The following is a 12931-nucleotide window of genomic DNA, read 5'->3' as shown; positions in this document are numbered from 1 at the left end:
ATCAGGCTCCGGGCTTGCTTAACCGATTTGCGACAGGATCGGGAAGGTCTGCTGGAACCAGATTGCCACCGAACTGATGAAGCCGAAGAGGAAGGCAAGGCCGGCGACGACGAGAAGCGCGCCCATCAGCTTTTCGACGAGGCCGAGATGACGGCGGAAGCGCAGCAGGAAGCGCATGAAGGCGCCGGAAAAGCCGGCGGCGATCCAGAAGGGCACGGCAAGGCCGAGCGAATAGATCGCAAGCAGCAGCGCCCCGTCGCCGACCGTTTCGCGCGCGGCGGCGACTCCGAGAATGGTGCCTAGCACCGGACCGATGCAAGGGGTCCAGCCGAAGGCGAAGGCAAGGCCCATGATATAGGCGCCCGAGAGCGTCGCCGGCTTGCCGCCGCCGTGAAACCGCGCCTCGCGGGCGAGCAGCCCGATGCGGAAGACGCCGAGGAAATGCAGCCCCATGACGATGATGATGATGCCGCCGATGCGCGACAGGAGATCGACATACTGCCGGAGCAGGAGGCCGATCGACGACGCCCCCGCCCCGAGCGCCACGAAGACGGTGGCGAAGCCGAGGGTAAAGAACAGCGCCGCCGCAAGCACCGCCCTTCGCGTGCTGCCGACGGTTGCGGCATCACCGCCGCGGAACTGATCGACCGAGACGCCGGCCATGTAGCAGAGATAGGGCGGGACGAGCGGCAGCACGCAGGGCGAAAGGAAGGACAGGGCGCCGGCAAGAACGGCAGTCCAGATGGAGACATCGGCAATCGACAAATTCGGAACTCCGGCACTCGGCTGGTGGCTTTCTTACCTTCATGTATACAGCGAGACCAATCACCTTTCGGCGATCATTTTGCCGCACCGCGTCGCCGGCGGCGTCGTCACTGGAACCGGGCCAGGATCCTGGCCCTCCGCAATTTTTCGGTTGACCCGCGTGAAGCTCGCGTGCATATGTCCGCCCACTTCCGCCGGGCTTACAAGCCGGGCCTGGGAGCGCGTAGCTCAGCCGGTAGAGCAACTGACTTTTAATCAGTAGGTCCAGGGTTCGAATCCCTGCGCGCTCACCAACAAACCACTTGTCCAGCCCGGAGACATAGGTAACAAGACGTACCTAAGAGATGGGTGACCATCTCGTGCCGAACGGATTGTCGATGGTTTGCAAGGTCCTCTGCTCCAGGTCGATGTATCCGAGATCATAGTGCATGAAGCTGAAGAGCCAAATGCCGTCTTCGACCTCTTTGATTCCGAGCCTCTGACCGGCCATGACGGTCGAATGGGGCGGCACGGCGCGTTCCCGCCGCCCGCGTAGGGTCTGCGCCCACGGATCGCGGCGCTCCTGAGTCGCCCACGCATCGACGCGACTAGTCGCCAAACGCTGCCGCTGTGCTATCCTAATAGGCCATTAAGGTCGGGGGGCAAGAATGAGCTTCCGACGTGGTGTCTTTCGGCTATGGCTGCTCGCCTCCTCACTTTGGGTGCTGGCGCTGGTCGTCTATGTAGAGGCGGAAGGCCGGAGGCGAAACGATGGCTCGTTCTTCCTCAATGGCTGGGTGCTGATCGCAGATGGCTGGGAGGCTGAAAGAGAGGTAGCCACGAGGGAGGCTGCATCTGTCGTGCCCGACGATACCAGGAGTCGGATCGCAATCGGCAAGGACGTGCAGAGGGTGGCTTTGATTTTCGCCGGAATGCTGTTTGGGCCACCGCTTTTGCTGCTCGTGTTTGGCGCCTGGGTGATCCGTGGCTAGGGGTCGTCGCGCCGCGAGCGATACCGAGCCTACACCCGAGGCCCGCGACCCTGGGCTTGGTGCGGTTTTTGGGGGCCATTTTAGGCGTTATTTTTCAAGTGTTCGCTCCGACGGGATTCGAATCCCTGCCCAACGAGATCGCCCCCATCAATGCCGCCGATGTGATCGGGACGTTGAAAAATTTTGCTTGATGGGCAGGCATGAACCAGGCTGAATCCCCTCGTTCGGCTCGTTCGCGCGCATGCATCATTATTGCGAACTCTGAACGTTCCACAACCGTTTGGCGAACGTTCGCTCTGCGTTCATTCAACGTTTAGAGAAAGCTAAATTTCGAATTGTCAAGGTGAACAAGTGTCAACCTCGTTTGCAATATTTTTGAAGAGGCGTACCGGAATCGCGGAATCAGACCTTCCTCTCTGATCAAACCGTAGATAGCGTCTCTGCGTGGCTCACATCTCTGGGCTACGTTTCCGCATCCGATGAAGGCAACTGGATGCGGATTTGCCCCGCCCTCGTGCGGGGCTTTTTCGTGGACGCGTAATTCACGAGGCGCGGGCCGGGCTGGTCCGCTCTCCCGGTCACTGCGCTCCCGAAATGCGCTGCCGTAGAAACGGCACGGTGAGGATTTTCAGGAGCAAGGGATCGCGGACGCCGAGGTCATAGGTGAAGATCAAACGTGTGAGGATGCCCTCTGCGGCAACGCTGCCGCGCGATGTTTGATAGTCCAGCAACAACTCCTCGAACACTGCACTGAGCATGTCGACATCGTGCAGGGCAATGTGCGAATCAATCGGCATTGCGCATCTCCTCCGTAGGCACGACAGGGCTAAGACGTCGGCCGCCCCCCGAATATTCCCGGGAGGCCACAGGTCGCATCCTTGCACGATGCGCCGCCTATTGAGCCGGAGCGTAAGCCACAGCAGTGAGCCACCACCTCACTCCAGGATATGCGGAGCATGCCAAGGGTCGTGTTCCAAAGGGGACTGTGCGGTCGAAGCATTTCTGGTTCGATATGCACTGTTCGTCAGATGCGAATGGTGGAAGCAAGATGGCTTACAATCCGGAAGTAAGAGGCGCGCGCTACCTACAAGTGCTCAAGTTCTTCGGGACGCTTGCTATGCCCGTCCTCATACTCGGTTCTGCGATCACCGTCGCCGAGTGGGCGGAAAGCCGAACCGCTACGATTGAACTTGCGCGAACGCCCGCACCTCCGCGATAGGATCGTCGACACTCGATCGCATCGATAGAATGCTTCAAAAGCCAGGCGCGGTAGTGTCTGGGCCTGCCGTGCGTTGGGCCCGTCATTTCGATTGTAAGGTTTCGATTATCGCGCGAATCATATTAGTATTCACAAGCTTTACAAAATGTAACATTGCGTTACTTTCAGTACAATATGTCAGCGATTAAAAACATACCCAGGAACAAATCAAATGAACTAGCGTTGTACTTCACGTATAGCAAGGGAGTACGACAAATGGGTTCTAAAATCTTCATTGCGTCCGCGATCGCGACGGCCATCTTCGCTGCGCCCGCTATTGCAGATGACAGAAATCAAGGCGCCGTAACCGGTGCTGCCGGCGGCGCAGTTACTGGTGCAATCATCGGCGGCCCGGTGGGTGCTGCAATCGGAGGCGCGGTTGGCCTGGTTGCCGGCGCGGTGATCGCCCCGCCGCCGCAACAGGTTACGACCTACGTGCAGCAGCAGCCGATCCCGGCCGACAGGGTGATAATCGAGGAACAGATCGCCGTCGGCCGACCGTTGCCGCGCAAGGTTGTCCTGACGCCCATTCCGGAGAATCCGGCCTATGCTTATGCTGTCGTCAACAACCAGCGCGTCATTGTCGATCCGAAGACCTATACGGTGGTCCAGGTCGTGCAATAAGGCTCGAGGGGCCTGCGCTCACCGCGGCGCGGGCCCCTTCCCGCTTGATCACGCCCGCGGCGGCATTCCGCGCCGCAGGGTAGACTGTGGCTTATACACATCGACCACTCAACAAAATTCAATTCGACGACAATTCCCCTTTCGTTCGGAGCCGATTCGCCCTCTATCAAGTGAGATCGAGGAAGCGAACCGGCCGTTTCCTTGTCGACCCATCCGGAGGCCTTCCGCCATGTTCACCGCCCTGCTGATCGCCTCGCTTGTGGCACCTTCCGGTGGCGCTTCCGCCACGGCGGGCGTGGATGACCTGCAGGCGGATTTCGAGACCGCCATCGCCTGCCGACAGATCGAAGGTCGCAAGGTGTGGAAGGGCGAAATCGCCTACTACATCCAGTCCTATGTCTACGAGGGCGAGGCGCCAACTGCGGAGGAAGTTGCCGACGCGGTGCTTCCGGAGGACAACGCGCCGGAAACCGTCAAGGAATTCGAAGAGGCGTGCGCGCTCGCCGAATCCGCCGGACCGCACGCGCGAAGGTAAACACTCACGCCGGTGAAGCGGATCCGCCCACGGGACGATTGGCGCTGCGCATCTTCAACGGGCTCGCCCCATATTCCCGCCGATAGGCGCGCGAGAAGGCGGACAGGCTGTCGAAGCCGCAGCGCAGCGCGATATCGCGCATCGGGACGCCGGAATCGCGGACGAGTCGATGGGCGACCTGTAATCTCAAACGCAAATAATAGGCGCCGGGACTGATCGACAGGCCCCTGGCAAAAAGCAATTCGAGCTTCCGCGATGAAATGGCCAGCCGCCGCGCCAGCGCCGCGACGGTCATCGGCCGCTCCAGCGTGCGCTCCATCAGCCTTATCGCCCCGGCAAGCTCGGGATCGCGCGCCTCGATACGCCCAAGCGATACGAAGGGCTGAACATCGGTCGGGCTGTGCATCTGGTCGTAGACGAAGATGCTCGCGACATCGAGCGCCAAAGCCGGCCCGAGCCGCTCCGTGATCAGATGCAACATCATGTCGAAGGTCGGCGACGCGCCGCCCGAGGTCCAGTATTTGCCGTCCATCACGAAGCGGTCACCGATCACCGTCAGCGCCGGAAAAGTCTGGCTGAAATCTTCCAGTTCCTCCCAATGGGCCGTCGCCTTGCGGCCGTTCAGCAATCCGGTTCGGCCAAGCAGCCAGCAGCCCGATTCGATACCGGCAACGATGTCGAAATGGCGGGCGCTTTCCTGCAGGGCCGCGAGAAACCGTTTGCCGATGTGCCGGTCCAGGTTGAAGCCACCAATGACCAGCAGGAGGTCACCGGCAAGCGGCAGCGAAAAGCGCCCATCGACCGGGATCGGGATGCCGCAGGTCAACATCACCGCCTGCCCATCGCCCGAGAGAAGGCGCCAGCGAAAGACCGGCCGGCCGGCGACGCGATTGGCGGCCCTCATCGGATCGAGCACCGAGGCGAGCGACATGATGGAAGATTCGGGCAAAACGACCACGATCACTTCTATTGCAGAGTTTCTTTCGGCATTCACGGTCATGCGTACAGCGTCAAATTTCATGCGCGATATGTCAACACGCAAAAGCCCATTCGGGCATTATTAACAGGCAATCGGTCTCTTGCGCGCGGCCTTGTGGCCCCGCGCAGAGACGTTCCCCTTTTTCCGATTTTTTCCGGGCGGGCCGGCTGGATCAAAATCCACCGGCCTGTTTTTTCGCCGCACAGCCAAGTGATCCCGAAAAGCGCCATTTTTCGCAGACTTGTTCCCGATTAGTTGCTACTCTCGTCGTCGGACAACAGGAGGCATCTGTGATGATCAGAAACGTGCTTGTTGCATTGTTCGGCGCCTCCTTGGCCGCCGCGCCGGTTTACGCGGCAGACATCACCGAAGCCCCGGAACCGGCTCCGACCACCATTGAGACGACGCCCACCTTCGTTTGGACCGGCGGCTATGTCGGTCTGCAGGGCGGCGGCGGCTGGCTGAACAGCGATCTTAGTGTCCCAGGTGCCAGTGCCTCGGACGATTTCAACGGCGGTCTATTCAGCGCCTTCGCCGGCTATAATTATCAGATGGGCGACTGGGTCGTCGGCGTCGAGGGAGATGTCAGCTACAACTGGAACGACAAGTCCTTCACGGTGTTCGGCGCGAGCACGGAGGTGGGGACGGATGTCTCCGGATCCGTCCGCGGCCGGGTCGGCTATACACTAAGCGAGAAGGCACTTCTTTACGGCACCGGCGGCTGGGCGGTTACCCGCGGCTTCGTCGACGTAGACGGGGCGCCGAAGGAGAAGGAGACGTTCAACGGCTGGACGATCGGAGGCGGTATAGACTACGCATTCACCAACAGCATGTTCGGCCGCGCCGAGTATCGCTACAATGATTTCGGCGACAAGGACGTCGGCGGCATCAATGTCGATCTCGACCAGCACCAGTTCACGGTGGGCGTCGGCGTAAAATTCTAAGTTCTCCCCTCGCGCCTCCCGGTCTCCCCTCTCCGGCGCGCGGCCGGGTTTTTCCTGAGAAGCGCGCAAGCGGTGGCGCGGCCAAACCCCTCAAATGAGTGCACACGTTCAATCGGCGCGGAGACCCGCCGCCGTAGCACTTTGAATTGTTGTCCGATTGAGGAATCATGCAGCGGATGTAGCATCAAGGGTGCAGCGAGTCGGACTGGGCAACGAGATAGGGGAGCCACGGATGGGAAAGTTTCTCGAATTCCTCGGCGGCGCGATCGTCATCGGCACACTTGTCGTGCTCGCCACGATGCTCCTGCCCTCGCCCGATGTCCGAACCTTGCTCGCCGTTCTACCCTGGGCCTTTGCGACGATTGCCGGCGGGCTGGTCCTGGTTGCCTTTGGCGGGATGCTCGACCACCTGGTAGCGATCCGTGCCGCGACCGAGCGGCAGGCCGACATTTTCCAGCAACTCCTCGAGCGGCGAACACCGACGAAGAAGGAGCAAGGCGACACGTAGTTCACCCTGTTGTTGGAGATTGACAGTGCGCCTGTCGTATCACTATGGCTTGTGGCAAACGAGGGTCGCGTAGATGTTCAAATCGAGAATGAAGAAGCTGGCAAAAAAGATCTCGCGCCGTCCGCTCAACGCTGCACTTGCTGACTTCGTAAGGACCATCCCGGAAGGAAGCAGAGTCCTGAACATCGGCTCCGGCGGCGAGGTGATGGATGTGATCCGCAAGAACCAGCGCTCCGGCGTGACCGTCTTGAGCACCGACATCGACCCGGAACGGAAGCCAGACTTCGTTGACGACATCACGGCCACGAAACTCGACGCCGAGGCCTTCGACCATGTTATCTGCGCTGAGGTGCTGGAGCACGTCCGCGAGCCGTTCAAAGCTTCAGAGAACATCCATAAAATCTTGAAGCCGGGTGGCAGGGTATTCGTGTCGACGCCGTTTCAGTTCCCGCTGCACGACGCGCCGCATGACTATTTCCGCTATACGGAATTCGGCCTTGCAAACATCTTCCAGAACTTCCGCTCAACCGAAGTGAAGCCGCGCGGATCGTGGGGAACCGCTATCCTTCTGCTTATCCTCCGCAGTCTATGGTTCAAGAACAAGCGGATCGATGCGGCTGTGCACCTGATGATGCTTTGGAATCTGCCGCTGTTTTTGATCCTGCGGCCGGTCCTCGGAGGCGTGAACACGCCTTATCTGTGCAGCGGATTCGTCTGCAGCCTGCAGAAATGACCCTAAAGCTGTCATACCAGAAAAGCCGGGAACACGATATAAAGCGGCTCGCGAATAAAATACTGGTCGCAGCCACAACGAAGACCCGGAATAATTTGTAACTAAATCAATTACTTGTAGGTTGGCGACCCCTGCAGGACTCGAACCTGCGACAACCTGCTTAGAAGGCAGGTGCTCTATCCAGCTGAGCTAAGGGGCCGTTGGGCCGGTCGCCCTGCCGCAGACCTCAATGGGTCCAGGGCTGCATCCGGTTGAAACGGAAATTGTCCGAATAGGACACATTCTTGCGCGTCGCGTCCTTGGGCGCGATCACGCGGTATTCGATGCCATTGCGTTCGGCATAGGCGATCGCCTGTTCGGCGGTTTCGAAGGTCAACCGCAACTGCTGCCGCATGTCGCCTGAACTCGTGTAGCCCATGATCGGGTCGATCGTGCGCGGCTTTTCCTGGTCGAACTCCAGCATCCACAGATGCGTCTTGGCCTTGCCGGACTGCATGGCTGTCTTCGCGGGACGATAGATCTTCGCGGACATGGCTTTCAAACGGCTCCCGTCTACCCATCTCAACGCCAACGTACGCCCAGGTGCACGAAGTCGCTGACGTGTCTCGGACATTGATCATGGTTTTGCCCCAGATGGGATCCAATCCCTGGGAAACCATGCTCCGCGAGGCAGATTCCGTCCCCGCTCCGTCTTCCCTTAGCGCAGAATGATTTAAAACGGAATGACTTCCGACAGGAAAATGCAGCTTTTTCAAGTGCGTGTCACGGGCAGTCATGATCACCCGCCGGCGGCCCATCTTCCGCCACGGCATCGCTTCAATCGCGCAAGAAATTCAAAGAGTTAAGTGGTCGGAGTGGAGAGATTCGAACTCCCGACCCTCTGGTCCCAAACCAGATGCGCTACCAGACTGCGCTACACTCCGAGCCGACGAAGGCGGAGATACACGCTTCGCCTTTCACCTGCAACAGCAAATTTGGCGGTACCGACCCATAGGCGGACTTATCGCGTGCCGGCAGGAATGCGTGCGCCGGCGATCCGGTCGCCCGCCTTTATGCCAAGCCGTTTCACCGTTCCGGCGTTGAGTTCCAGCACGAACGCCACCGGCTCTTCCGAATCGATGATGGCTTCGGACAGGGGAACGGCATTCTCATGGATGGTGCGGACGGTGCCGTCCGCGGCGATGAAGAGCATGTCGAGCGGCAGATAGGTGTTCCGCATCCACATCATCACCCGCCGCGTTTCGCCGAAATCGAACAGCATGCCGTGATCTTCAGCCATCTGGCGCCGGTACATCAAGCCCTGTTCGCGCTGCTCCGGTTCGATCGCCAGTTCGACGGTGAGGTCATGGCCACGCCCGCCACTGGTGAGAAGCCGGATCTTGTCCTTGCCGAAGGACGCATCCGCAGAAACCGACGAGACGAACACCGACAACAAAAAAAGCGCCGTAACGGCGCTTCTCGCAAGGAGGTTGTGCAGCATGCGCATCAGTGCGACCGGTTGGTCGGCGTCGGGCCGTCCGGATGGATCTCGGCAGCCATCAGACCCTTCTCTCCGTCACCGAAGCGGCACAGCACCACCTGGCCGGGGCGCAACTCCGTCAAGCCGAAGCGGCGCAGGGTTTCCATATGCACGAAGATATCCTCGGTGCCTTCGCCGCGCGTCAGGAAGCCGAAACCCTTGGTGCGGTTGAACCACTTGACGAGAACCCGTTCCAGCCCGCTTGTCGGCGTGACCTGGACATGGGTGCGTACCGGTGGGAGCTGCGACGGGTGAACCGCCGTCGACTGATCCATCGAAAGAATGCGGAAGGCCTGATAACCGCGCTCGCGCTTCTGGATAAGCGCAACGACACGCGCGCCTTCGAGCACGGTCTGGTAACCGTCGCGCCTCAGGCAGGTGACGTGCAGCAGGACGTCCTGCATGCCGTTGTCGGGAACGATGAAGCCGAAGCCCTTGGCGACGTCGAACCACTTGATGACACCGGTGATCTCGATGAGATCCAGAGCGTCATTGCCAAGGCCGTCATTTTCGATGACGCCTTTTGAAGATGTCCTGTCCGCCATTCTCCCAGCCCCTCGTTACGCGCAACTCTCGATACGGTTAACTGATTCTTATGGACCAGAATAACATCGTCCCGCTGCGCATGCGCAAGTCCCTCGACATAAATTGGCCGGGGTCATTTATGGGGCCGCAGGCTTGCCTCTGGCTTGCTCTCACTTAAGTATACGCCATCTTCTACAAAACAGGGACAATCCAATGCGCTATCTGCACACGATGGTTCGTGTAAAGGACCTCGACCAGGCTCTCCATTTCTACTCAACGCTGTTCGGGCTCCAGGAAATTCGCCGATACGAGAACGAGAAAGGCCGCTTCACGCTCGTCTTCCTCGCCGCACCTGGCGATCTCGACCGCGCCAAAGCGGAGGTGTCGCCCTGCCTGGAACTCACCTACAACTGGGACACCGAGGACTATACCGGCGGACGCAATTTTGGTCACCTCGCCTATGAGGTCGATGACATCTACGCCTTTTGCAAGCACCTTATGGATAACGGCGTGACGATCAATCGACCGCCCCGCGACGGTCACATGGCCTTCGTCCGCTCGCCCGACGGCATTTCGATCGAGATTTTGCAGAAGGGAGAGCACCTTTCGGCACAGGAGCCCTGGGCCTCCATGGGCAATACCGGCGCCTGGTAAGCCTCGCGCAACGCGCATCGCCCATGGTTTGGCGTGCGACGCTGTAGGCCGGCGCGGCACGACGCGCGGGACCGAACTCGAAGATCAGCAGCAGCGATTGACGATCGCGAGATTTTCAGGCCCGGCCAATGCCGGGCCTTCGCATCTGTATTGTGAAGTCGGAAAGGGTTAGCGCCAGTTTACAAATTGCGCGGTATCCACTAATTTCCGCGCCATAGTTGAAACGGGGTTATGCTTCGCAATCATTTGCGGTTTCATAACCCTCTACTTGGCCTGACCTTCCCGTGGCGGGGTAACTTCTCGCCGCGAGAGAAAAGTTGTCTGTTCCGGGCAATGTTTCGGAATTGAGACTTGCTGCATATCCACGGGCGAATCGCGGATATGCGCGGAGAGCGGGGATAAGACGTTGCAACAACTGGGTTCGAGACGCGCGCTCCTGTCGATCGGGCGCGCCGCGGCGTTCTCCGTATCGTTGATCACGCTCGCCGGCTGTGTCTCAGCGGTGGCCGAGAGCGAGGGCGCCAATCCGGTCGAATCGCAGCAACCAACAGCTTCGCCGAGTGCCGCGGCGGCGGCACGCGAGCCCCGGGATGGCCAACTCGCCGCATCCGGCGCGGATACACAACAGGCGGGAGAACCGTCTGCTGAAGCGGATACTGCGGCTTTGCAGCAGGGCCTGACAACGCAGAGCACCGGCCTTAACGCCACGTCGTCGAGCATCTACGGGCAATCGCCCGTCACCGGGACCGTGCCTGCGAACGCCGCCCAGCCATCCGGAACGCGAGCCGGCGCCGGTGGCCAGCCGGGCGTGAACGCGACCAGCAACAGCCTCTTCAGCGGCGCGCAGCCGGCGGTGCGGCCCGTCATATTGCCCCAGGAAGGCGCAAGCAACGCCACTTCGACCCCAACGGCCGTGACAGAAAGCACCACCAGCGCCGCAGACCTTCCTTCCGGGGTGCCGTTGCCCACCAGCGCACAGGCGTCTCGCTCCGGCGAGGCAGCTGCTCCATTGCAGACAATCGAAGTGGCGTCGACCGAGCAGACGGCGCCGCCTGCAGCGAATCCCGTTCAGCCCACCTCCCCTGGGGACGGTGAGAAGGATCCGCAGCGGACGAGCAAGAGCTGGACGTTCGCAAGTCTCTTTGCGGCCAAACGCAAACCGAAGCTCCGGAACAGCGAGGCAAGCGATACGCCCGCCACAGAGAAGCGGACCATCACGACCGGCAATGCACCTGAACCTCGGGTCGCCTCGCTCGCCTATACCGCGCTGCCGGGCGTCAAGTTGAATCCGCTGTTCAACATGGATCATGCCGACCATGCGGGTGAGGAGGACGACGCCCCGGTCGAGGTCGCCAATCTCTCGGGCCTCGCGCGTCTGGCGCCAAGCGGCCTCATCTTGCAGACGGAGAGCGTGGAAACCGGCTGCTTCAAGCCGGCGCTCCTCGACATGCTGAAGAGCGTGGAGCGGCACTACGGTCAGAAGGTGATGGTCACGTCCGGGCTTCGGCCGATCAAAGTCAGCCGGAAGCGCCAATCGCTTCATACGCGCTGCGAAGCGGCCGACATCCAGGTCAAGGGCGTCAGCAAGTGGGATCTGGCCGACTATCTCAGAAGCCTGCCCGGCCGTGGCGGTGTCGGCACCTATTGCCACACCGAATCCGTGCATATCGATATCGGCCGGCAGCGCGATTGGAACTGGCGCTGCCGCCGTCGCAACGGCTGAGGAATCGGCTGCGGCCGCGGCTGTAAATTTTCTGAGAAAATTTGAGAATTGCCGCTTGCGGGAATCCGAAGTGCTCTCTATAAGCCACTTCGTCTTGCAGCGCCGTGCTGGCGCACAAAGGTCGCTGCAACACTTTGAATTTCTGCACGGTTTACTAACCGTGCGGGGGCGCCCATCGTCTAGCGGTCTAGGACGCCGCCCTTTCACGGCGGAAACACGGGTTCGAGTCCCGTTGGGCGTGCCATTCTTCTTCTCGAATTCTTGCGAATACTTCGCTGGTGTCGCACGCGCCGAGCTTATGCTTACGCGCGAAAAGAGCCTGATGCGATCCTCTTAAATTCTTGCCGAAAAATCGAAAAATATTGTTCCAGGTGACTTGCGGGAATCCCAGGCGCTCTCTATAAGCCACCTCGTCTTGCAGCGCCGTGCTGGCGCATAAGGTCGCTGCAACACTCGAATGCTGCACGGTTTACCAACCGTGCGCAGGCGCCCATCGTCTAGCGGTCTAGGACGCCGCCCTTTCACGGCGGAAACACGGGTTCGATTCCCGTTGGGCGTGCCATTCTTTAAAAATTTCAGATAGATACAGGCAGTTCTTCGACCTTTCCTGAAGGCACGGGAAGGCATCGGTTGGCGCGTCTCTTCCAATGATCCGAGCGGCCAGCGGCCGAACAGCATCAACATAGACTACGCAGGAGCGGCAGAGAGGCTCGTCCTGCTGGCGGGATCCCGCCTTACCCTTCCTCGAGGACCGCAACACTGACCTCTCCGTCCGACGCCACCGTGCAGGCGATGGTCGCCGAGCGCGGGTCGGTGCCACCCTGGCGCTCATAGTCGATCTTGACGTTGAGCGTGGCGATCCGCTCGCCGGCCGCGCCTGCACGCACGGGCTCGGCCAGGCTGGTCTCGACGGCTGCCGGATTGTATGGCGCAGCCCATTGGGCGATCGCCTCGTTGCAGCTGTTGACGGTCGGCTGATCGGCCGGCGAAACGCCGTGGCTGACCGGCGTCACCGGTTCCGGCAGCAAGTCGGCCGCGAAGGCTGGACCAGTGAGAAAAAGCATCGCGGCGCTGAGCATTCTGATCGTCTGCATGGCGTGTCGTCCTCTCTGGAGCCAACTTCCTAGGAGAAAGGCATTCTAACTTGTCTCCCCATCAACATTGCAGTGCGACTTTTGATGGATGGGAGGAGG

At 60.3% G+C, this 12931-nt stretch carries 15 protein-coding genes, 5 tRNA genes and 1 pseudogene; 11 read left to right on the top strand and 10 right to left on the bottom strand.

What is annotated here, in order from left to right:
- Positions 1-18 precede the first annotated feature (18 nt).
- Positions 19-765 (bottom strand): cytochrome c biogenesis CcdA family protein, encoded by a 747-nt coding sequence (locus RHIBR816_RS0126950; RefSeq protein ID WP_018239693.1) that lies wholly within the window; start codon positions 763-765, stop codon positions 19-21.
- Between the two features lie 217 nt (positions 766-982).
- On the opposite strand from RHIBR816_RS0126950, the gene RHIBR816_RS0126940 reads away from it, so the two are divergent.
- Positions 983-1058: transfer RNA gene (locus RHIBR816_RS0126940), tRNA-Lys, on the top strand.
- A gap of 44 nt (positions 1059-1102) precedes the next feature.
- Here the strand turns inward: RHIBR816_RS0126940 and RHIBR816_RS39075 are convergent.
- Positions 1103-1264 (bottom strand): annotated as a pseudogene (locus RHIBR816_RS39075) (IS481 family transposase); the annotation flags it as partial.
- 148 nt (positions 1265-1412) lie between these two features.
- Here RHIBR816_RS39075 and RHIBR816_RS0126930 point away from each other — a divergent pair.
- Positions 1413-1736 carry a hypothetical protein gene (locus RHIBR816_RS0126930; protein WP_018239690.1) on the top strand — a complete coding sequence of 108 codons (324 nt, stop codon included), beginning with the start codon at positions 1413-1415 and terminating at the stop codon, positions 1734-1736.
- Positions 1737-2314: 578 nt separating this feature from the next.
- On the opposite strand, the gene RHIBR816_RS0126925 is transcribed toward RHIBR816_RS0126930, so the two are convergent.
- The gene (locus RHIBR816_RS0126925; protein ID WP_018239689.1) at positions 2315-2533 is read right to left on the bottom strand and encodes a hypothetical protein; all 219 of its coding nucleotides are present in this window, start codon (positions 2531-2533) and stop codon (positions 2315-2317) included.
- 677 nt (positions 2534-3210) lie between these two features.
- On the opposite strand from RHIBR816_RS0126925, the gene RHIBR816_RS0126920 reads away from it, so the two are divergent.
- Positions 3211-3618, top strand: coding sequence for a DUF1236 domain-containing protein (locus RHIBR816_RS0126920; protein WP_018239688.1), 408 nt, complete (start codon positions 3211-3213; stop codon positions 3616-3618).
- 229 nt (positions 3619-3847) lie between these two features.
- Positions 3848-4153 carry a hypothetical protein gene (locus tag RHIBR816_RS0126915; protein WP_018239687.1) on the top strand — a complete coding sequence of 102 codons (306 nt, stop codon included), beginning with the start codon at positions 3848-3850 and terminating at the stop codon, positions 4151-4153.
- 4 nt (positions 4154-4157) lie between these two features.
- Here the strand turns inward: RHIBR816_RS0126915 and RHIBR816_RS0126910 are convergent, their stop codons facing one another.
- A complete protein-coding gene (locus RHIBR816_RS0126910) occupies positions 4158-5174 on the bottom strand; it encodes a GlxA family transcriptional regulator (RefSeq protein ID WP_026187467.1) in 1017 nt (338 codons plus the stop codon).
- Positions 5175-5425: 251 nt separating this feature from the next.
- On the opposite strand from RHIBR816_RS0126910, the gene RHIBR816_RS0126905 reads away from it, so the two are divergent.
- The 3 genes from RHIBR816_RS0126905 (at position 5426) to RHIBR816_RS35335 (ending at position 7317) form a co-directional block, all read left to right on the top strand.
- Positions 5426-6076 (top strand): outer membrane protein, encoded by a 651-nt coding sequence (locus RHIBR816_RS0126905; RefSeq protein WP_018239685.1) that lies wholly within the window; start codon positions 5426-5428, stop codon positions 6074-6076.
- 232 nt (positions 6077-6308) lie between these two features.
- The gene (locus tag RHIBR816_RS0126900; RefSeq protein ID WP_018239684.1) at positions 6309-6584 is read left to right on the top strand and encodes a hypothetical protein; all 276 of its coding nucleotides are present in this window, start codon (positions 6309-6311) and stop codon (positions 6582-6584) included.
- Between the two features lie 88 nt (positions 6585-6672).
- On the top strand, positions 6673-7317 hold the full coding sequence (locus RHIBR816_RS35335) for a bifunctional 2-polyprenyl-6-hydroxyphenol methylase/3-demethylubiquinol 3-O-methyltransferase UbiG (RefSeq protein WP_157628233.1): 645 nt from the start codon (positions 6673-6675) through the stop codon (positions 7315-7317).
- Between the two features lie 122 nt (positions 7318-7439).
- Here RHIBR816_RS35335 and RHIBR816_RS0126890 read toward each other — a convergent pair.
- The 5 genes from RHIBR816_RS0126890 to RHIBR816_RS0126870 form a co-directional block, all read right to left on the bottom strand.
- Positions 7440-7516 (bottom strand) — tRNA-Arg (locus tag RHIBR816_RS0126890).
- A gap of 27 nt (positions 7517-7543) precedes the next feature.
- Positions 7544-7849 carry an ETC complex I subunit gene (locus RHIBR816_RS0126885; RefSeq protein ID WP_018239682.1) on the bottom strand — a complete coding sequence of 102 codons (306 nt, stop codon included), beginning with the start codon at positions 7847-7849 and terminating at the stop codon, positions 7544-7546.
- A gap of 314 nt (positions 7850-8163) precedes the next feature.
- A tRNA-Pro gene (locus RHIBR816_RS0126880) sits at positions 8164-8240 on the bottom strand.
- Between the two features lie 77 nt (positions 8241-8317).
- Positions 8318-8803 (bottom strand): DUF192 domain-containing protein, encoded by a 486-nt coding sequence (locus tag RHIBR816_RS0126875; protein ID WP_018239681.1) that lies wholly within the window; start codon positions 8801-8803, stop codon positions 8318-8320.
- Positions 8803-9381, bottom strand: a complete 579-nt coding sequence (locus tag RHIBR816_RS0126870) for a cold-shock protein (RefSeq protein WP_014328282.1) — start codon at positions 9379-9381, stop codon at positions 8803-8805. Before RHIBR816_RS0126870 ends, RHIBR816_RS0126875 begins: the two co-directional genes overlap by 1 nt.
- Before the next feature lie 193 nt (positions 9382-9574).
- Between RHIBR816_RS0126870 and RHIBR816_RS0126865 the strand changes: the two genes are divergently transcribed.
- The 4 genes from RHIBR816_RS0126865 to RHIBR816_RS0126850 all read left to right on the top strand — a co-directional run bounded on the left by RHIBR816_RS0126865 (position 9575) and on the right by RHIBR816_RS0126850 (position 12300).
- On the top strand, positions 9575-10015 hold the full coding sequence (locus RHIBR816_RS0126865; RefSeq protein ID WP_018239680.1) for a VOC family protein: 441 nt from the start codon (positions 9575-9577) through the stop codon (positions 10013-10015).
- A 406-nt stretch (positions 10016-10421) separates the two neighbouring features.
- Positions 10422-11738 (top strand): D-Ala-D-Ala carboxypeptidase family metallohydrolase, encoded by a 1317-nt coding sequence (locus RHIBR816_RS0126860; RefSeq protein WP_018239679.1) that lies wholly within the window; start codon positions 10422-10424, stop codon positions 11736-11738.
- A 168-nt stretch (positions 11739-11906) separates the two neighbouring features.
- Positions 11907-11982, top strand: a tRNA-Glu gene (locus RHIBR816_RS0126855).
- A 242-nt stretch (positions 11983-12224) separates the two neighbouring features.
- Positions 12225-12300 (top strand) — tRNA-Glu (locus tag RHIBR816_RS0126850).
- A 172-nt stretch (positions 12301-12472) separates the two neighbouring features.
- Here RHIBR816_RS0126850 and RHIBR816_RS0126845 read toward each other — a convergent pair.
- On the bottom strand, positions 12473-12832 hold the full coding sequence (locus RHIBR816_RS0126845) for a hypothetical protein (RefSeq protein WP_018239678.1): 360 nt from the start codon (positions 12830-12832) through the stop codon (positions 12473-12475).
- Positions 12833-12931 lie beyond the last annotated feature (99 nt).

Origin of the sequence: Ensifer sp. BR816, from assembly GCF_000378985.1 — a bacterium.
Lineage (GTDB): Bacteria > Pseudomonadota > Alphaproteobacteria > Rhizobiales > Rhizobiaceae > Sinorhizobium.
Note: the sequence above shows the minus strand (reverse complement) of the source record. Positions and strands in the feature narration are given on the sequence as shown.

What these genes read in the sequence shown, in the direction of transcription:
- RHIBR816_RS0126915 (WP_018239687.1), top strand. Translation starts at nt 3,848, where the DNA reads ATGTTCACCGCCCTGCTGATCGCCTCGCTTGTGGCACCTTCCGGTGGC.
- RHIBR816_RS0126910 (WP_026187467.1), bottom strand. Translation starts at nt 5,174, where the DNA reads ATGAAATTTGACGCTGTACGCATGACCGTGAATGCCGAAAGAAACTCT.
- RHIBR816_RS0126870 (WP_014328282.1), bottom strand. Translation starts at nt 9,381, where the DNA reads ATGGCGGACAGGACATCTTCAAAAGGCGTCATCGAAAATGACGGCCTT.
- RHIBR816_RS0126900 (WP_018239684.1), top strand. Translation starts at nt 6,309, where the DNA reads ATGGGAAAGTTTCTCGAATTCCTCGGCGGCGCGATCGTCATCGGCACA.
- RHIBR816_RS35335 (WP_157628233.1), top strand. Translation starts at nt 6,673, where the DNA reads ATGAAGAAGCTGGCAAAAAAGATCTCGCGCCGTCCGCTCAACGCTGCA.
- RHIBR816_RS0126865 (WP_018239680.1), top strand. Translation starts at nt 9,575, where the DNA reads ATGCGCTATCTGCACACGATGGTTCGTGTAAAGGACCTCGACCAGGCT.
- RHIBR816_RS0126920 (WP_018239688.1), top strand. Translation starts at nt 3,211, where the DNA reads ATGGGTTCTAAAATCTTCATTGCGTCCGCGATCGCGACGGCCATCTTC.
- RHIBR816_RS0126885 (WP_018239682.1), bottom strand. Translation starts at nt 7,849, where the DNA reads ATGTCCGCGAAGATCTATCGTCCCGCGAAGACAGCCATGCAGTCCGGC.
- RHIBR816_RS0126930 (WP_018239690.1), top strand. Translation starts at nt 1,413, where the DNA reads ATGAGCTTCCGACGTGGTGTCTTTCGGCTATGGCTGCTCGCCTCCTCA.
- RHIBR816_RS0126905 (WP_018239685.1), top strand. Translation starts at nt 5,426, where the DNA reads ATGATCAGAAACGTGCTTGTTGCATTGTTCGGCGCCTCCTTGGCCGCC.
- RHIBR816_RS0126845 (WP_018239678.1), bottom strand. Translation starts at nt 12,832, where the DNA reads ATGCAGACGATCAGAATGCTCAGCGCCGCGATGCTTTTTCTCACTGGT.
- RHIBR816_RS0126875 (WP_018239681.1), bottom strand. Translation starts at nt 8,803, where the DNA reads ATGCGCATGCTGCACAACCTCCTTGCGAGAAGCGCCGTTACGGCGCTT.
- RHIBR816_RS0126925 (WP_018239689.1), bottom strand. Translation starts at nt 2,533, where the DNA reads ATGCCGATTGATTCGCACATTGCCCTGCACGATGTCGACATGCTCAGT.